Below are 16,667 nucleotides of genomic sequence, written 5' to 3' on the forward strand. Positions count from 1 at the left end.
GCAGGAGGGAGCAGGCTCATGCGCAAGGTTGCAGCGTTGACATCCATCGTGGTCGGGGTCGTCATGGCGATCGCCGGGGTCGTGGTCTGGATCGTGGTCTCCACGACGTTGGCCGACCAGAGGATCACCGTGTCCGACGACGCCTCGTGTGCCGCGGGAGACGGGGTCAACGGCCCCCTGTCGGCCTACTGCCAGGCCGACGTCATCGACAAGCACACCCTGGAGATGACGGGCGGCAAGACCTACGCCGAGCTCGACCGCGAGGACCCCAACCGGGAGGTCGCCATGGACTCGGCGTTCCTGCAGGCGTCCTTGTTCACGTCGGTCGTCGCCTTCGGGGTCTCCGCGATGGCGTTCGTGCTCGGCATCGTGCTGGCCCTCATCGGGCTCGCGCTCCGCGCCCCGGCAGAGAGGGTGTGAGCGCCCTCAGTCGGCGATCCGGTTGCCGTCGGCGTCCCAGTGCGACTCGACCTTCTTCGACGGCTGCACCCGCGGCGGCTCGCCGGGCATCTTGGGGTGGTCGGGCGGGAAGTTGAGCTCGACCGGGTGCTCCTCCCACAGGTCGAGCAGCGGCTGGAGCGAGTGGTGCACGTCGTCGATCGACGCCCACGGGTCGCCGTCGACGGCGAGGCGCGAGGGCACCGAGAAGAGGTTGAGGTCGGCCGGCGAGGTGAGTGAGGCCAGCTCGTCCCACGCCAGCGGCGTGGAGACCGGGGCGCCGGGCAGGGGACGCAGCGAGTAGGCCGAGGCGATGGTGCGGTCGCGCGTGTTCTGGTTGAAGTCGACGAAGATCCGCTCGCCGCGCTCCTCCTTCCACCACGCGGTGGTCACGCCGTCGTCGCGCTTCTCCAGCTCGCGGCCGAACGCGATCGCGGCGTGCCGCACCTCGGCGAACTCCCACCGCGGCTCGATGCGGACGTAGACGTGGATGCCGCGGTTGCCCGAGGTCTTGGCGTAGCCCGTCATGCCGAGGTCGGCGAGCAGCTCGCGGGCCACCCCGGCGACCCGCACCGCGTCGGCGAAGGTCGTGCCGGGCTGGGGGTCGAGGTCGATGCGCAGCTCGTCGGGGTGGTCGACGTCGTCGCGCCGCACCGGCCACGGGTGGAAGGTCAGCGCGCCCATCTGCGCGCACCAGACGGGCACCGCGATCTCGGTCGGACAGATCTCCTCGGCCGTGCGCCCGGAGGGGAAGGTGATCGCGACGGACTCGAGGTAGTCGGGCGCGCCCTTGGGCACCCGCTTCTGGTAGAACGCGTCGGCATCGCGGTCCTGGGGTCCGGTCGCCAGCTTCATGCCCGGCCGCACGCCGGACGTCCACCGCTCGAGCGCCGTCGGCCGGTCCCGCAGGGCCCGCATCAGGCCCTCCTCGACGCTCGTGAAGTACTCCGCGACCATCAGCTTGGTGACCGCCGGCGTGCGGTCGGTCGCCTCGTAGATCACCCGGTCCGGCGAGGAGATCCTGACCTCGCGCTCCCCCGCCCGGACGTACGCCTCCGACGCCTTTGCCATGGGCCGACCCTAGCCGGGCCGCCGGCTGGATCGCCTCCGTAGACTCGCCGCATGGCCTACGACGTGCAGAAGACCGACGAGCAGTGGCGCGAGGAGCTCACCCCCGAGGAGTACGCCGTGCTGCGCCAGGCGGGCACGGAGCGCGCGTTCACCGGCGAGTACACCGACACCGAGACCGAGGGCACCTACTCGTGCAAGGCCTGCGGGTCGGAGCTGTTCACCAGCGACACCAAGTTCCACTCCGGGTGCGGGTGGCCGAGCTTCTACCAGCCGATGACCGACACGGTGGAGTACATCGAGGACGACTCCCACGGCATGAAGCGCGTCGAGGTCCGCTGCGCGACCTGCGGCTCGCACCTGGGTCACGTCTTCCCCGACGGCTTCGGCACGCCGACCGGCGACCGCTACTGCATCAACTCGATCAGCATCACGCTCAACGAGAAGAAGTAGCCTCAGTCGACCTGCTGCAGCGCCGAGGTGACCGTCACCAGGCCCTCGCCGTAGGTCTCGTCCGCCCACGCCTGGATCGAGCCGTCGTCGAAGACGACGTCCGCGTCGAGCGAGTCGGGCGCGGTCGAGCCGCTGGTCAGCAGCTGCTCGCCGAGCGCGGCCTGGAGCTCCTGGCTGATGGTGTTGAGGTCGGCGTCGGTGCGCTCGACGGTGGTCACGCAGAGCTGCCCGCCCCACGTCTTGCGCAGCTCGGCCTCGGCGGCCGCGGCGTCGCCGGTGACCGCGACGCTGATCGTGCCGTTGCTCAGCCATGCGCTGGCGTACGTCGGCAGCGCGGAGGCGGCGGCGAGGGTGGCGTCCATGTCCTCGGGAGTGGCCTTGTCCGGGTCGGTCGTGGTGGCGTCGTCGCAGGCCGGCTCCAGGCCGCCGGCGCCGGCCTCGACGTCGCCCATCGGGTCGTAGAGCGCCGCCGGGGTCGCCTCGGTGACGGTGAACGTCGTGCCGTCGAAGGTGCCGGTGACGGCGTACTGGCCCCAGGTCACCCCGCCGGCCTCCTCGGCACCGACGTCACCCCACTCGAAGCCCTCCAGCGTGGGGCCGCCGCACTGCGGCGGGTAGGACTCGGCGACCGCACCCAGGCAGAGCTCGGGCCCGCCACCGGAGTCGAGCACGGTCACCAGCCCGCGGGTGCGCACCTCCCCGTCGGGCACCGGCGTCGGCGGCCCGTCGGACGACGCGGACGGCTCGCCCGAGCCGGCGGAGTCGACGGCCCGCATCTCGGCCTCGGTCGAGCAGGCGGTGGCGGCACCCAGGACGGTCAGCACGGCAGCAGCGGTGAGGATCCTCATGATCCTCCGACGCTACTGCGTCCCGGGCCGTTCCGGGCTCAGGGCAGGCGCTCGAGCAGCTCGGCCGGCGTCACGCGGGCGCCGGTGTAGAACGGCACCTCCTCGCGCACGTGGCGACGCGCGTCGGACGCGCGCAGCTCGCGCATCAGGTCGACGATCCGGTGCAGCTCGTCGGCCTCGAAGGCGAGCATCCACTCGTAGTCGCCGAGCGCGAAGGACGCGACGGTGTTGGCCCGCACGTCGGCGTAGCCGCGCGCCTGCTGGCCGTGCTGGGAGAGCATGCGACGACGCTCGGAGTCCTCGAGGAGGTACCACTCGTAGGACCGCACGAACGGGTAGACGCACACGTGCGCGCGCGGCTCCTCGTCGGCGAGGAACGCCGGGATGTGCGACTTGTTGAACTCCGCCGGACGGTGCAGCGCCATCTGCGACCACACCGGCTCGAGGCGGCTGCCGAAGGAGGTGCGTCGGAACGCGTTGTAGGCGCCCTGCAGCTGCTGGGAGTCGGCGGCGTGCCACCAGACCATCAGGTCGGCGTCGGCGCGCAGGCCGCTGACGTCGTAGAGCCCGCGCACCACGACGTCCTGCTCGGCGAGCACCTCGAAGAGGGCCTGGACGTCGGTCGCCTCGGCCGCGCGGTCGGCGTCGCCCAGGACGTCGCGCAGCTTGAAGACCGACCACATCGTGTAGCGGATCGTGTCGTTGAGATCCCGCGTGCGGGCGGCGTTGGTCTGCGTCTCGGTCGACTCGGTGCTCATGACCTCATTCTGCCCGTGTGACCGAGGCCACGGCCTGCCGGGCCGACCCGATCACCGCGGGGATGCCGACGCCGTCGTACGCCGCCCCGCACACCGCCAGTCCCGGAGCCCCCGCCACCGAGGCGCGGATCCGCGCCACCCGGTCGAGGTGCCCGACGGCGTACTGCGGCAGCGCGCCGCCCCACCGCTGCACGTGGGTGTCGACGGGGCGCGCGGTGATGCCGGCGATCGTCGCCAGGTCGGCGAGGGAGACCCGCACGAGGTCGCCGTCGCCGGCCTGGAGGGTGGCCTCCTGGCGGTGGCGCCCGAGCGAGGTGCGGAGCACCACCACGTCGGGGTCGAGGTCGCGCACCCACGCCCACTTGGCGAAGGAGAAGGTCGAGGCCTTGATCGCGCGGCGCTCGACGGGCGGCACGAGGAAGCCGGAGCGGTCGAAGAGCGCCTCGGGCACGTCCCGGGACCGGAAGGCCAGCGTGACCACGGCGACGCTGGCCGCCTCGATCGTCCCCAGCTCCGCCGCGGCGTCGGGGAGAACGTCGCCGAGCAGGCGGGCGGTGGGCGCGGCCGGGGTGGCCAGGACGACGGCGTCGGCCTCGACGGTCTCGGCGCTCGTGGTGGGCCCGACGGTGAGCGCCCAGCCCGTCGGCGTGCGCTGCAGCGCGCGGACGGTGGCCGAGGTGCGCGCCTCGAAGCGGCCGCCGTCGACGACGAGGCCGGGCAGCCGGCCCATCCCGCCCGGCAGCGCCGCGAAGACGGGCGCGACGGAGGCGGGCACCGAGGCGGCCTGGTCGAGCAGGCGGCCGCGGCGGGCCATCGCGAGCAGCTGGGGCACGGCGGCGGCCGCGGAGATGCGGCGCGCGTGGCCGGCGTAGACCCCGCCGAGGAGCGGCTCGACGAGCCGGTCGACGAGCTCGTCGCCGAGGCGGGCGGCCACCAGGTCGCCCACGGAGACGTCGTCGGAGGTGACGGGGACGTCGGCCTCGGCGCTCGCCCGGGCCAGCCCCTCGGGGCTGAGGACCCCGCTGGCCGCGAGCTGGTCGAGGTCGAACGGGACACCCATCAGCGAGCGGGGCATGGTGCGCAGGGCCCCGCGCGACCAGACCGCCGACGTCGCCGGCGTCGGGTGCACGACCTGCGCGCCGACCTCCTCGGCGAGCGCGAGCCCCTCGAGACGGCGGGCGAGCATCGCCTCGGCACCGACGTCGACCCGCAGCCCGGCCACCTCGCCGGTCCGCAGCTTGCCGCCGACCTGCGGCGAGCCCTCGAGGAGCAACACGTCGCGTCCGGTGGCGGCGAGCCCTCGCGCGGCCACCAGCCCGGCGATCCCGCCACCCACCACCACAGCGTCACGCCTCACGCCTCCAGCCTGCCAGAGCGCTCCCCCGCCCGTGCGGGGACCTAGGCTGCGGGCATGGACTCCTCCCCAGCAGCCGACCGGATCGCCGTGATGATCGACGCCGACAACACGCGGCCGTCCTACGCCAACGAGGTGCTCAGCGAGGTCGCCAAGTACGGCAACCCCACGATCCGGCGGGTCTACGGCGACTGGACCAACGCCCACCTCACGCAGTGGTCGCGCAAGCTCAACAGCCTCGGCCTGCGGGCGATGCACCAGAACGCCTACACGTCGGGGAAGAACTCGACCGACCTCGCGCTCGTGATCGACGCGATGGACCTGCTCTACGACGGCAACGTGGAGGCGTTCGCGCTGGTCACCAGCGACAGCGACTTCACCAGCCTCGCCCACCGCCTCCGCGAGTCGGGCAAGTGGGTCTACGTGCTCGGCGAGAGCAAGGCTCCGGAGTCGCTGCGCAACGCGTGCGACAAGTTCATCGACCTGGCCGTCGTCGCCGACCAGACGGACGACAGCGACGACGACACCGCCGTCGATGCCGACACCGACGACACGGCCGGGGCGACCACCCCCTCGATCAACCTGCAGAGCGCGCTCACCCGGGCGGTCAACGCCGTCTCCGACGACGACGGCTGGGCGCTGCTGCCGGCGCTGGGCAACCAGCTGATCCGCACCCACCCGTCGTTCGACGCGCGCAACTTCGCCGGTCCCGGGGCGAGGTTGAGCACCCTCGTCACCGCTCAGCCCTATCTGGAGACCTCGGGCACGGGCAACGCGATGCTGGTCCGGCTCAAGGGCCACAAGCCGGCGACGCAGAAGACGACGCAGAAGACGACGCAGAAGACGGCCCAGAAGACGGCCCAGAAGCCGGTCGGCCGGAGGTCGGCGGCGAAGAAGTCGGCGGCGAAGAAGTCGGCGGCGGCGCCGACGAGCGAGAAGGCCCCTGAGAAGGCCCCTGAGAAGGCCCCCGAGAAGGCCGCCGAGAAGGCCGCCGAGAAGGCTCCTGAGAAGGCCGCCGAGAAGGCTCCTGAGAAGGCGGCGGAGAGGGAGCCCGAGACCCCCACCGTGAAGGCGACGGTGAGGACGACCACGCGGAGGGCGTCGGCGAAGCGGTCCTGACCCCGGTCACCGGGCGACCATGTGGACCAGCTCGGTGGCGGCGGCCAGTGCGGTCGTCGCGGCGAGCACGAGGGTCGGCCCGCCGATCGCGCGGTAGTGGCGGCGGTCGCGGCGGTCGGCGCCGTAGCGGCGCCACCCCTCGGCCAGGACCCACAGCGTGAGCACGGTCAACCCGGCGACCGGGACCAGGGCGGCCGGCCCCAGGATCGACCAGGTGTGGCGGGCGGTGGCGACGGCCACCACCAGCAGGGCCATCGCCGTGCGCTCCCACGCCAGGGTGGTCTTGATGTCGTCCTCCTTGCGCCTGGCGCGACGAGGCGTCTCGTCGCCGGGATGCTCCGTGCTCGTCATGGCGTCGGCCTCACCCTCACGACCCGTCACCACAACAGGGCGAGCAGGACGGCGCACACCCCGACGATCACCAGCGTGAGCAGCGCCCCGAACCCGAGGGGCGGCAGCGACGCGCCACGGCGCATCGACCGCTCGGCCAGCCCCCACCGCAGCCAGGTCAGCGCCGCGGCGACCAGGGCGAGGACGATCAGGGCGAGGGCGATGGCGCGCTGGGCGCCCGCGGGGATGGAGAGGTCGACCACGTCGAGGGCGACCCCGCCGGCGAGCAGGGCCAGCGCGGTGCGGATCCAGGCCAGGAAGGTCCGCTCGTTGGCGAGGCTCGCGCTGTAGTCGGGGTCGTCGCCCTCGCCGTAGACCCACCGGGGGCGGCGGCTGCGCCCGGCCACTAGGCGGGATCCCGGTTGGCGACCAGCGGGGACAGCCACCTGCTGGCCGGGTCGGCGTCGACGAGGAGCGAGCGGACGAGGATCGAGAGCGGCACGGCCAGGATGGCGCCGACGGGCCCGATCACCCCGGCCCAGAAGAGCAGGGAGAGGAACGTCAGGGTGGAGGTCAGCCCAACCGAGTTGCCGACGACGCGGGGGTGGATCACCGAGCCGATCACGAAGTTGACCGCCAGGTAGACCGCCACCACCGTCACGAACAGGCTCGGGCCACCCTCGAGCAGGGCGAGGACGGCCGGCGGCACCAGTCCGATGACGAAGCCGATGTGCGGGATGTAGCTGGTCAGGAAGGCCAGCAGCCCCCACACCAGCGGCGCGGGGAGGTCGAGGAGGGTCAGGGCGATGGTGTCGAGGACGGCCGCGAGGAGGCCGAACGCCGTGGAGACCAGGAGGTAGCGACGCGTGTCGTGGGCGAAGCTGCGCAGAGCGGCGACCAGGTCGGGCCGGTCCGTGGCCACGGCGTCGAGCTGGTGCCCGAAGGACCTGCCGTCGGCGGTCATGAACAGCACCAGCGCGAGCATGAAGACCAGGCCGGAGACGAGGCCGTAGACGTCCGACAGGGCGTCGGTGGCCAGGCCCAGGAACTTGCCCAGGTCGAGGCCGTCGAGGACGTGGCGGATCTGCTCGGTCGAGACACCCACCCGTTCGAGGACCCCCATCGCGTCGGAGAGCGCCTGGTTGAAGTCGTCCTTGTACTGCGGCAACAGGGTCGCGAACCTGGCGACGGCCACCACGATCGACGCCGCCAGGCCGATCGCGAGGACGGCGACCAGCAGCACACACAGTGCGGTCGCCAGCCATCCCCACAGGTGACGGTCGAGCCGCACCCGGAGTGGATGCACGGCGATCGTGAGGACCAGGGCGAGGAAGGCGGACCCGATCAGGCTCGACGAGGCGCGCATGCCGGAGATCACCACGAACGCCGCGGCCAGGCCGAGCAGCACGATCAGGCCGCGCGGCAGCGCGCCGTTCCACGAGGCGCCGGCACGCCGCCCGGGTCGGCCCCGCTCGTCCGGGTCTGCGGCTGGAATGGGCACGGGGCTCCCTCCGTCCGGGACGCCGAGACGTCCCGGGGCTGCTCCGGCTCCACGAGACTCGGGCCCCCCGGCGCCGGTGGCGACGGACCCCCTACCGCTCTCGACCATACGCCTGCCTCAGGCGCTCGCGTGCAGCCGAACCTCGCGATTCCCGGCCTCAGGCCGCGTCGCTCCCCGCGTCGGCGCGGGCGCCGCGATCCACCTCGGCGCCGTTGATCCGGCCGTCGAGGCGGGCGGGGTCGAGGTCGTCGCGGTGCAGCTTGGCGAAGGCCGAGCGGTGGAAGACGAGGGGGTGCTCGCCGTCCCCGGCGCCGACCTCGTGCACCTCGAGGAGCACGATCACGTGATCGCCGGCCACGACCTCCTCGTGCAGCGAGCAGTCGTAGGTCGCGACCGCCTCGTCGAGCAGCACGGCCCCGTCGCCGGTGACCCGGAAGGGCAGGCCGGCGAAGCGCTCCTCGCGCGGTCCGGCGAGCTGACGGCACACCGCGTCGTGGTGGTCGGCCAGCACGCTGATGCCGAGGCGACCGGCCTCACGCAGCTGCGGCCAGGTCGAGCTCGTCGTCGCGATCGAGAACGAGACCAGCGGTGGGTCGATGCTCACCGAGGTGAACGACGACGCGGCGATGCCGGCGAGGCTGCCCTTGACCGACGCCGCGACGGCGACGACCCCGGACGGGAAGGCCCCGAAGGCGTCGCGCAGCGTGCGCTGGTCGAGGGCGGGGACGGGTGCAGGGCAGGAGCTGGTGGACGCCGTCATGCGGGGCTCGCTTCCAGGGCGTGGGCGGTCGGGGCGGGGAGCGTGGGCAGGAGCTGGTGCGCGGCCGCGAACCAGGCGTCGTAGGTCTCGGGACGGTCGTGCTCGGAGTCGAGGACGTAGAGGCCGCGGGTCGGCACCGACGCGCCGAGCTCGACGAGGAGCGGGCGGAGGGAGTGCTCGGTCGCGAGCGAGTGGGCCGGGGACGCGCCGAGCATCAGGGGGATCGCGGTCACGCCGCTCAGTCCCTGGTGGGGGAAGCGGTCGAGGAAGGCCTTCAGGAGGCCGGTGTAGGTCGCCTTGTAGGTGGGGCTGGCGACGACCACCACCAGGCTGCCTGCCACAGCCTCGACCAGGTCGGCGACCCGCCCCGCCGCGGGGTCGAAGATCTCGGACGCGTGGTCGGCCAGGTCGACCACCAGGTCGGCGCCGCCGAGCCGGTCGGCGACGGCGAGCGCCGACGCGTGGGTGCGCGAGCGCGGCGTGGGGTTGCCGACGACCACGGCGACCCGGGCGCTCACGACGCCGCCCGGTGCGCGCCGAGGGGCACCGACGCGCGGGCCGCCACCGGCGCGGGGGCGGCCCAGAGGCCGCGCCGCTCCAGCACGGGCAGCACGCCCTCGCCGAAGTGGTAGGCGCCCTCGAGGTGGGGGTAGGCGGAGAGCACGAACTCCTCGATCCCGAGTGCGGCGTACTCCTCGATCCGGTCGGCGACCTCCTCGTGGCTGCCGACGAGCGCCGTGCCCGCCCCGCCGCGGACGAGGCCGACGCCGGCCCACACGTTGGGGTGGATCTCCAGGCCGTCGCGCGAGCCGTTGTTGAGGGCCAGCATGTTCTGCTGGCCGACCGACTCCGACTTCTTGAGGCCCTCCTGGACGCGGCGGATCTCGGCGTCGTCGATGCCCTCGATGAGCCGGTCCGCCTCGGCCCACGCCTCCTCGGAGGTGTCGCGGTTGATGGTGTGCATCCGGATGCCGAAGCGCATCTCGCGGCCCTGCCTCTCGGCGAGCTCGCGGATCCACGCGATCTTCCTCGCCACCGCGGCCGGCGGCTCGCCCCACGTGAGGTAGACGTCGGCGTGGCGGGCGGCGACGAGACCCGCGGCCGGCGACGACCCGCCGAAGTAGACCTCGGGGATCGGGTCGGGCAGCTGCTGGAGCTGCGCCTGCTCGACGCGGAGGTGGCGTCCGGCGAAGGTGACCCGGTCGCCGGTCCACAGCCGCCGCACGATCTCGAGGAACTCGTCGGACCGCTCGTAGCGGGCGTCCTTGTCGAGGAAGTCTCCGTAGGCGCGCTGCTCCTGCGACTCGCCGCCCGTGACGACGTTGAGCATCAGCCGGCCGCCCGACAGTCGCTGGAAGGTGGCGGCCATCTGGGCGGCCAGGGTGGGCGAGGTCATCCCCGGCCGGAAGGCCACCAGGAACTTCAGCCGCTCCGTGAGCGGGGCGAGCATCGCGGTGGTCAGCCAGGCGTCCTCGCACCAGGCGCCGGTCGGGGTGAGCGCGGCCTCGAAGCCCAGCTGCTCGGCGCTGCGGGCGATCTGGCCGAGGTAGGCCACGCTGGCGGGCCGACCTCCGGAGCCGTGCGAGACGCCGTGGCCGCCACTGACGACCTGCCGGCCGTCACCGCCGTTGGTGGGGAGGAACCAGTGGAACAACATGTCGATCCTTTCGCGGGGTGCGCGCCGGCGCGGAACGTCCGAACCCGATGTCATTATCTCTATCGATCTTGTAGACAAAGTAGCAGCCCGCCCTCCCGCCCCGGGCCGCCGCGCCGCGCCGGGACCGCGTCCTCGCGTTTTGTCTAGTTATTCACTAGACTTTACGGAAGGACGGCGGCACCCGACCACGCCCCGGTGGCAGGTTCTGCCGGGCGGGCCGCAGGCCCTCCCCTTCCCCGTCACCCCTCCCCCCTTCACCAGACCCTCGGGCCCCGTCCCGGCACACGGCAGGAGCACACGTGCGGATCGAACAGCTGGAGTACCTCGCCGCGGTGACCGAGCACGGCTCGCTGCGGCGCGCGAGCGAGGCCATGCACATCTCCCAGCCGGCCCTGAGCGAGGCGGTGACCAAGCTGGAGAAGGAGCTGGGCACCACCCTGCTCGACCGGCGCCGCACCGGCTCGCGGATCAGCCGGCAAGGGCTCGACCTGCTGCAGAACATGACGGAGGTCCTCGAGGCGGTCGACCGGCTGCGCCAGGCCGCCGGCCAGCAGTCGGTGCGCCGGCGCGACCTCCGCATCGGCACGGTCAACACCGCCTCGTCCAGCCTGCTCGCCCCGGCGCTGCGCGACCTCCACGCGCGCCACGGGTCGGGAGGCGTGGAGGTGGTCCACGGGCGCCAGGTCGACATCCACCAGGGACTGGCCGAGGGGTCGCTCGACCTCGGCCTGGTCAACGTGCTCCCCGGCGACGAGGTGCCGCCCACGCTCGTCGCCGACCGCCTCCTCGACGGCACCCCGGTCGCCTGCCTGCCCGTGGCGCACCCGCTGACCGCCCGGAGCCGGGTCACCGTCGACGACCTGCGTGCGGAGCCGCACGTCCTGATGCGGCCGGGCTTCGTGATGCATCGCTACGCCCATCGCCTGTTCGGCGGCTCGCTGCCCGGCACGACGTACGCCACCGACGGCGCCGAGATGGGCAAGGCCATGGTGGCCGCGGGGCTCGGGATCTCCGTCCTGCCCGACTTCTCCATCGTCGCCGATCCGCTCGTGCGGGCCGGCGTGCTCACCACCCGGCCGATCGAGACCGACCAGACCACCGTGACGCTGCTGATGGTGCGCCGCCGGGCCGATCGGGTGCCCGAGCCGCTGCGCGACCTGCAGCGCGCGCTGGTGCGACAGGCCCGGGCCTACCGGGAGTCGGCGGTGGCCGCGCCCGCCGCGGACCTGACCCCGGTGACGCCGATCAGCAGCCGTGCACGAAGTCTGTCAGCGCCGTGAGCTGACCGGGGTCGGTGGAGGGGATCACCCCGTGGCCGAGGTTGAAGATGTGGCCCTTGGCCCGGCGACCCGCCTCGACGACCTCGGCGGCCCGGGCGGTCATCACCTCGGTCGGCGCGAAGACCAGGGTCGGGTCGAGGTTGCCCTGCACGGCGCGGTCGCCCACGAGCGGGATCGCCTGCTCCAGGGGCGTACGCCAGTCGACACCGACCACGTCGGCGCCGGCCTCCGCCATCAGGCCGAGCAGGCTTCCCGTGCCGACACCGAAGTGGATCCGCGGCACGCCGAGCTCGCCCGCCGCGGCGAGCACCCGCCGGGAGTAGGGCATCGCCGAGTCGCGGTAGTCGGTCGGGGTGAGGGCGCCGGCCCACGAGTCGAAGAGCTGCACCGCCGACGCGCCGGCCTGCACCTGGATGCGGAGGTAGGTCGCGGCGATGCCGGCGATCTTGCTCATCAGCGCGTCCCACACGTCGGGGGCGCCGAACATCATCGCCTTGGTCTTGGCGTGCTCCTTCGACGGACCGCCCTCGACGAGGTAGGAGGCGACGGTGAAGGGCGCTCCGGCGAACCCGATGAGCGGCGTCGCGCCGAGCTCGGCGACGAGCTGGCCGACGGCCTGCACGATGGAGGGCACGTGCTCGGGAGTCAGGTCGGGGATGGCCTCGACGTCGGCGAGGGTGCGCACCGGCGACGCCACGACGGGGCCGATGCCGGCCTTGATGTCGAGGTCGACCCCCACCGCCTTGAGCGGCAGCACGATGTCGGAGAAGAAGATGGCGGCGTCCACGCCGTAGCGGCGCACGGGCTGCAGGGTGATCTCGGTGACGAGGTCGGCGTCCATGCACGACTCGAGCATCCCGATGCCCTCGCGCACCTTGAGGTACTCCGGCAGCGACCGGCCCGCCTGTCGCATGTACCAGACCGGGGTGTGGGACGGCACCTCTCCGCGCGCGGCCGCGAGGAACGGGCTCCGGGCCAGTCCGGGATGGGGCGTGCGGGGGGCGTCGGTCACCCCTGAATTCTCGCAGGTGAGGCGGCGTGGCGGCACATCGGCGAGGGCCGGCGCTGGCCTACTCTGGCCACATGGTGGCCCGTCACGAGACCCACCCGGGCAATGCTGCCGCGGCTGGGCCCGCGGAGTTCCGCTCGGCCGTGGAGTCGATGCGTCGGGCGTCGCTGCGCCCGGAGGTCTTCTGCGAGGAGATGCCGGCGCCCCAGCGCATCGCGCCCTGGTCGTCGGCCCTCAGCGCCGACATCACCGTCGACGAGGAGGACCTCGGCACCGGCCGCCTGATCCTGCTCCACGACCCGGCCGGCAACGACGCCTGGGACGGCACCTTCCGATGCGTGGCCTACGCCCGCGCCGACATCGACCCCGAGCTCGGTGCCGACCCGATGTTGGCCGCGGTCGGCTGGTCGTGGCTGGTGGAGGCCCTGGACGCGCACGGCGCCCGACACCACGCCGCCTCGGGCACGGTCACCTGCGTCACCAGCGAGAGCTTCGGGGGCATGGCCGAGGACGCGCGCACCGCCCAGGTCGAGATCCGCGCGTCGTGGACGCCCGAGGTCGACGACGACGGCGACCTCGACATGACGGCGCACGTCGAGGCCTGGGGCGAGCTGATGTGCACCGCGGTCGGCCTGCCGCCCGTGCCGGAGGGCGTCACCGCCATCCCCAGCCGACGCGGCCAGCGTGGCACCTGACCCGATGGCCGACGAGCCCCAGACCACCCCCGCCGAGGCCACCCCCGCCGACGCCACCCCCGCCGACGAGCCCGAGGCGCCGGCGGCACCGCCCGCCCCGCTCCTCGAGCTGCGCGACGGCCTGCCCGCGGTCGTCGACACCGATGCCGGCCTGCTGGAGGCGTGCGCGGCGCTGGCCGCGGCGACCGGACCGGTGGCCATCGATGCCGAGCGAGCGTCCGGCTACCGCTACTCCAACCGCGCCTACCTGATCCAGCTGCGCCGCGAGGGCGCCGGCACCTGGCTCGTCGACCCGATCGGGATGACCACGCTCGCCCCGCTCCAGGAGGCCCTCGAGGGCACCGAGTGGATCCTCCACGCCGCCACCCAGGACCTCCCCTGCCTGCGCGAGGTCGGCCTCACCCCGACCAGCCTCTTCGACACCGAGCTCGCCGGCCGCCTCCTCGGCTACCCCCGCGTCGGCCTCGCCACGCTCGTCGAGACCGTGCTGGGCCAGCGGATGCGCAAGGAGCACTCCGCGGCCGACTGGTCGACGCGCCCGCTGCCCGAGCCGTGGCTGGAGTACGCCGCGCTCGACGTGGAGGTGCTCGTCGAGCTGCGCGACCACATGGCCACCGAGCTGGAGCGCGCCGGCAAGGCCGAGTGGGCGCGCCAGGAGTTCGATCACCTGCTGGGCTTCGAGCCTGCCGTGCGTGTCGAGGCGTGGCGGCGTACGTCCGGGGTGCACCGGCTGCGCGGGCGTCGCGCCCTCGGTGCGGCCCGCGCCCTCTGGGAGGCCCGCGACGCCATCGCCGCCGAGCGCGACGTGACGCCGGGGCGGATCCTGCCCGACGCGGCGATCGTGGCCGCCGCCACCGCGATGCCGTCCGACCGCCGGGCGCTGCTGGCCACCCCCGGCTTCCACGGCCGAGGCGCGAGCCGCTACGCCGCCACCTGGGTCGACGCGCTGCAACGGGTCCGTCAGATGGACGAGAGCGAGCTGCCCACCCGCGCACCCCGCGGCGACGGACCGCCCCATCCCCGCACCTGGGCCGATCGCGACCCGGTCGCCGACCGACGCTTCAAGGCCGCGCGCGAGGCGATGCTCAACCTGGCAGAGGCGCACCACCTGCCGGTGGAGAACCTGCTCACCCCCGACTACCTCCGGCGCCTGATGTGGGCGCCCCCGGCGACCCGCGAGCCGGCCGAGCTCGCCCAGCAGGTCCGTGCCCAGCTGGCGTCCTACGGCGCCCGGCCGTGGCAGGCCGAGCTGGTCACCGGGGCGCTGGTGGGCGCCATCCTCGGAGCCGAGCAGGATCCCGAGCACCCCGGGGCGGCACCCGGGGAGTAGGAGGCCGCTCCTGCTCCCCTGGCCTACTCCTCGGTCGGGGTCTCCGTCGGCTCCGGCGACTCCGACTCCTCGTCCTCCGGGGCGAGCACCGTCTGCGAGACCAGGTCGATCTGCTCGGTCGTCGCGTCGAGGTCGAGCACACCGGGCGCGGTCACGAGCCGGTCGAGGAGGGGGGTGACCGCCTCCTCGAGCTCCTCACGCCGGTCGATGAACGGCGGCACCACCATGTAGCGGATGCTGGTGTTGTAGACCTCCGCGTTGGCCGGCTCCTCGCCGGGCGCCAGGAACTCCGGCGACGCGGCGACCGAGGTGTTGGCCGGCACGATGAAGCCCGTCGCGGCGACCGTGGCGATCGCCGCGTCGGACACGGCGTAGGCGATGAAGTCGGCCGCGTCGCCCGTCACGTCGGAGTCGGCGGACAGGCACAGGCCGCTGATGTCGCCGACGGTCGCGCGGGTGTCGATGACCGGCATCGGCAGCACGTCGAAGTCGAGGTCCTCGGCCTCACGCATCTCCGGCACGAGGTTGCGGAAGCCGGCGACCATCGCGAGCTCTCCGCGCTTGAACAGCTTGACGGGCGTCGCGCGCGCCAGCTGGGCGTTGGTCGGCGTGATCGTGGGGTCACGCAGGATGGCCAGCGTCTGGCTCAGCGCCTCGCGGGTGGAGTCGTCGGCGAAGGCGAGCGAGGTGGGCTCGCTGTCGTCGTTGAAGACCTTCCCGTCGCCGGAGTAGATGAACGGCGCGAGACCCTGCAGGGTCGGGTCGATCCACACGCCGCGCCGGTCACCGCGCCGGCTGGCGAACTGCGCGGCCGCGCCGAACTCGGCGAGCGTCCAGCGCTCGCGCACCCCCTCGTCGTTGGTGCTGGGGACGTCGAGGCCGCGGCGCTCCATCTTGTCGAAGTCGACGAGGCGGGTGTTGTAGTAGATGACCATCGGGGAGACCGAGTAGGCCATGCACTGCAGCTCGTCGTCCATCGCGAAGGCGTCGACGGCGTCGCGCGAGAACCGGTCGCCGAAGTCGACGCCGCGCTCGTCGAGCAGCAGGCTCACGGGCTGGAGCGCACCTGCCTCGACGAGCTGGTCGAGGTCGATGCGCGAGGTGAGGAACACGTCGGGCGCGTCACCGGCCAGCACGTCGGCCACGGCGGCCTCGTGGTCGGGCCACGACTCGAGGACGACCCGGCGGTCGGTGGAGGAGGCGTTGAAGGAGTCGACGACGCTCTGGAACGCCGCCACCTCCTCCTCGCTGCCGTAGGCGCCGAAGGTGACCTCGCGGGGCTTCGCGGCCGTCTTGGTCGGATTGCCGGACTGCCCCGCCGAGGGGGTCGGGCGCGGCTCGGGCTCGTCCTCCCCGGTGCAGGCGGCCGTCGTCAGCGCGACCGCGAGGGCCGTGGCGAGCAGGGCACAGCGACGCAGGGAAGGGGTCCGGGACACGGCGAAACCCTATCGGGACAGTTCACGGCGGGCCGCCAGCACGGCAGTGAAGATCGTCTCGTCGAGCGCGGCGCCCTCGCGTCGTACGCCGCCCCGCTCGAGGTGGATCAGCCGGTCGAGGCGCACCTCGCTGGGCCGGCCCCGGGAGTCCCACCCACCGGTGCCGACGTCCATCCAGTGGCGCCCCCACCTGGCCTCGTCGGCGGCGTCACGGTCGTGGTCCTGGCTGCTCAGCATCAGCCCCACCCAGCCGTCGTGCTCCTCCCCGGCGGTGTCGATGACGAGCACGGGCCGGTCCTTGCCGCGGCTCGGGTCGTCCTCGTAGGGCACCCATGCCCACACCACCTCACCCGGGTCTGGCTCGCCGTCACGCTCGGGCGCGTAGGTGCCCTCGCCCGGCGAAGGGGGCGCCGACGGCACAGGGGGCGCCGTGGGCGCCGTGGACGAGGGGGACCCGACGCGGGACAGCAGGCCGGCGACACGGCTGCGGAGGCTCATGACCCGAGCCTAGGCCTGCGGAGCAGATGAGTGCGCCGGACCGGGAGCGCCTCACGGCGCGTGGCCGCTCGTAGCGGCTTATTTCGGGACCCGGGGCTGCCACGGCCCGACGCACTCAGGGACATTTTAACGC

At 73.3% G+C, this 16,667-nt stretch carries 19 protein-coding genes; 6 read left to right on the top strand and 13 right to left on the bottom strand.

All coding sequences use genetic code 11. The features are described 5' to 3' along the window. The first annotated feature begins 36 nt into the window (after positions 1-36). Positions 37-420: an aromatic ring-opening dioxygenase LigA gene (locus tag JX575_RS15995; RefSeq protein WP_241005204.1), complete on the top strand. Its 384-nt coding sequence runs from the start codon at positions 37-39 to the stop codon at positions 418-420. A 6-nt stretch (positions 421-426) separates the two neighbouring features. Here JX575_RS15995 and JX575_RS16000 read toward each other — a convergent pair whose 3' ends face one another. Then, positions 427-1,509, bottom strand: coding sequence for a DNA polymerase domain-containing protein (locus JX575_RS16000; protein ID WP_186339077.1), 1,083 nt, complete (start codon positions 1,507-1,509; stop codon positions 427-429). A 51-nt stretch (positions 1,510-1,560) separates the two neighbouring features. Between JX575_RS16000 and msrB the strand changes: the two genes are divergently transcribed. After that, positions 1,561-1,959, top strand: coding sequence for a peptide-methionine (R)-S-oxide reductase MsrB (gene msrB / locus JX575_RS16005; protein WP_186339078.1), 399 nt, complete (start codon positions 1,561-1,563; stop codon positions 1,957-1,959). Between the two features lie 2 nt (positions 1,960-1,961). Here the strand turns inward: msrB and JX575_RS16010 are convergent, their stop codons facing one another. The 3 genes from JX575_RS16010 to JX575_RS16020 are packed head-to-tail and all read right to left on the bottom strand — an operon-like array spanning position 1,962 to position 4,922. Then, the gene (locus JX575_RS16010; protein ID WP_186339079.1) at positions 1,962-2,807 is read right to left on the bottom strand and encodes a hypothetical protein; all 846 of its coding nucleotides are present in this window, start codon (positions 2,805-2,807) and stop codon (positions 1,962-1,964) included. A gap of 38 nt (positions 2,808-2,845) precedes the next feature. Continuing rightward, positions 2,846-3,565, bottom strand: coding sequence for a hydrogen peroxide-dependent heme synthase (gene hemQ / locus JX575_RS16015; protein WP_186339080.1), 720 nt, complete (start codon positions 3,563-3,565; stop codon positions 2,846-2,848). A 4-nt stretch (positions 3,566-3,569) separates the two neighbouring features. Beyond that, positions 3,570-4,922, bottom strand: a complete 1,353-nt coding sequence (locus tag JX575_RS16020) for an FAD-dependent oxidoreductase (RefSeq protein WP_241005205.1) — start codon at positions 4,920-4,922, stop codon at positions 3,570-3,572. Positions 4,923-4,976: 54 nt separating this feature from the next. On the opposite strand from JX575_RS16020, the gene JX575_RS16025 reads away from it, so the two are divergent. Then, positions 4,977-6,038, top strand: a complete 1,062-nt coding sequence (locus JX575_RS16025; protein WP_186339081.1) for an NYN domain-containing protein — start codon at positions 4,977-4,979, stop codon at positions 6,036-6,038. Positions 6,039-6,044: 6 nt separating this feature from the next. On the opposite strand, the gene JX575_RS19840 is transcribed toward JX575_RS16025, so the two are convergent. The 6 genes from JX575_RS19840 to JX575_RS16055 all read right to left on the bottom strand — a co-directional run bounded on the left by JX575_RS19840 (position 6,045) and on the right by JX575_RS16055 (position 10,286). Then, positions 6,045-6,389, bottom strand: coding sequence for a DUF202 domain-containing protein (locus tag JX575_RS19840; protein ID WP_186339082.1), 345 nt, complete (start codon positions 6,387-6,389; stop codon positions 6,045-6,047). A 26-nt stretch (positions 6,390-6,415) separates the two neighbouring features. After that, positions 6,416-6,775, bottom strand: coding sequence for a DUF202 domain-containing protein (locus JX575_RS16035; RefSeq protein ID WP_206054424.1), 360 nt, complete (start codon positions 6,773-6,775; stop codon positions 6,416-6,418). After that, positions 6,775-7,869, bottom strand: a complete 1,095-nt coding sequence (locus JX575_RS16040; RefSeq protein WP_206054425.1) for an AI-2E family transporter — start codon at positions 7,867-7,869, stop codon at positions 6,775-6,777. Before JX575_RS16040 ends, JX575_RS16035 begins: the two co-directional genes overlap by 1 nt. 157 nt (positions 7,870-8,026) lie before the next feature. Beyond that, on the bottom strand, positions 8,027-8,629 hold the full coding sequence (locus JX575_RS16045) for a flavin reductase family protein (RefSeq protein ID WP_186339083.1): 603 nt from the start codon (positions 8,627-8,629) through the stop codon (positions 8,027-8,029). Continuing rightward, entirely contained in the window at positions 8,626-9,147 is a 522-nt protein-coding gene (locus JX575_RS16050; RefSeq protein WP_186339084.1) for an NAD(P)H-dependent oxidoreductase, read from the bottom strand. The genes JX575_RS16045 and JX575_RS16050 overlap by 4 nt, the downstream gene beginning before the upstream one ends. Further along, positions 9,144-10,286 (bottom strand): LLM class flavin-dependent oxidoreductase, encoded by a 1,143-nt coding sequence (locus tag JX575_RS16055; protein ID WP_186339085.1) that lies wholly within the window; start codon positions 10,284-10,286, stop codon positions 9,144-9,146. The genes JX575_RS16050 and JX575_RS16055 overlap by 4 nt, the downstream gene beginning before the upstream one ends. Before the next feature lie 299 nt (positions 10,287-10,585). Here JX575_RS16055 and JX575_RS16060 point away from each other — a divergent pair, with 299 nt between their 5' ends. Further along, positions 10,586-11,566 carry a LysR family transcriptional regulator gene (locus JX575_RS16060; protein WP_186339086.1) on the top strand — a complete coding sequence of 327 codons (981 nt, stop codon included), beginning with the start codon at positions 10,586-10,588 and terminating at the stop codon, positions 11,564-11,566. Here JX575_RS16060 and hemE read toward each other — a convergent pair. Next, entirely contained in the window at positions 11,532-12,578 is a 1,047-nt protein-coding gene (hemE, locus tag JX575_RS16065; RefSeq protein WP_241005206.1) for a uroporphyrinogen decarboxylase, read from the bottom strand. The genes JX575_RS16060 and hemE overlap by 35 nt on opposite strands. Before the next feature lie 71 nt (positions 12,579-12,649). Here hemE and JX575_RS16070 point away from each other — a divergent pair, with 71 nt between their 5' ends. Next, entirely contained in the window at positions 12,650-13,270 is a 621-nt protein-coding gene (locus JX575_RS16070; protein ID WP_186339087.1) for a DUF3000 domain-containing protein, read from the top strand. Next, positions 13,260-14,600: an HRDC domain-containing protein gene (locus tag JX575_RS16075; RefSeq protein WP_241005207.1), complete on the top strand. Its 1,341-nt coding sequence runs from the start codon at positions 13,260-13,262 to the stop codon at positions 14,598-14,600. Before JX575_RS16070 ends, JX575_RS16075 begins: the two co-directional genes overlap by 11 nt. 23 nt (positions 14,601-14,623) lie before the next feature. Here JX575_RS16075 and JX575_RS16080 read toward each other — a convergent pair whose 3' ends face one another. Beyond that, complete coding sequence (locus JX575_RS16080) at positions 14,624-16,036, bottom strand: extracellular solute-binding protein (RefSeq protein WP_186339088.1); 1,413 nt, start codon at positions 16,034-16,036, stop codon at positions 14,624-14,626. A 9-nt stretch (positions 16,037-16,045) separates the two neighbouring features. Beyond that, positions 16,046-16,534, bottom strand: a complete 489-nt coding sequence (locus JX575_RS16085; RefSeq protein ID WP_186339089.1) for a type II toxin-antitoxin system PemK/MazF family toxin — start codon at positions 16,532-16,534, stop codon at positions 16,046-16,048. Positions 16,535-16,667: the final 133 nt, after the last annotated feature.

It is taken from the genome of Nocardioides sp. zg-1228, assembly GCF_017086465.1.
Classification (GTDB): domain Bacteria; phylum Actinomycetota; class Actinomycetes; order Propionibacteriales; family Nocardioidaceae; genus Nocardioides.

Coding starts and splice junctions, on each gene's coding strand:
- JX575_RS16000 (WP_186339077.1), bottom strand. CDS start 1,509: ATGGCAAAGGCGTCGGAGGCGTACGTCCGGGCGGGGGAGCGCGAGGTC.
- msrB (WP_186339078.1), top strand. CDS start 1,561: ATGGCCTACGACGTGCAGAAGACCGACGAGCAGTGGCGCGAGGAGCTC.
- JX575_RS16010 (WP_186339079.1), bottom strand. CDS start 2,807: ATGAGGATCCTCACCGCTGCTGCCGTGCTGACCGTCCTGGGTGCCGCC.
- hemQ (WP_186339080.1), bottom strand. CDS start 3,565: ATGAGCACCGAGTCGACCGAGACGCAGACCAACGCCGCCCGCACGCGG.
- JX575_RS16025 (WP_186339081.1), top strand. CDS start 4,977: ATGGACTCCTCCCCAGCAGCCGACCGGATCGCCGTGATGATCGACGCC.
- JX575_RS19840 (WP_186339082.1), bottom strand. CDS start 6,389: ATGACGAGCACGGAGCATCCCGGCGACGAGACGCCTCGTCGCGCCAGG.
- JX575_RS16045 (WP_186339083.1), bottom strand. CDS start 8,629: ATGACGGCGTCCACCAGCTCCTGCCCTGCACCCGTCCCCGCCCTCGAC.
- JX575_RS16055 (WP_186339085.1), bottom strand. CDS start 10,286: ATGTTGTTCCACTGGTTCCTCCCCACCAACGGCGGTGACGGCCGGCAG.
- JX575_RS16070 (WP_186339087.1), top strand. CDS start 12,650: ATGGTGGCCCGTCACGAGACCCACCCGGGCAATGCTGCCGCGGCTGGG.
- JX575_RS16085 (WP_186339089.1), bottom strand. CDS start 16,534: ATGAGCCTCCGCAGCCGTGTCGCCGGCCTGCTGTCCCGCGTCGGGTCC.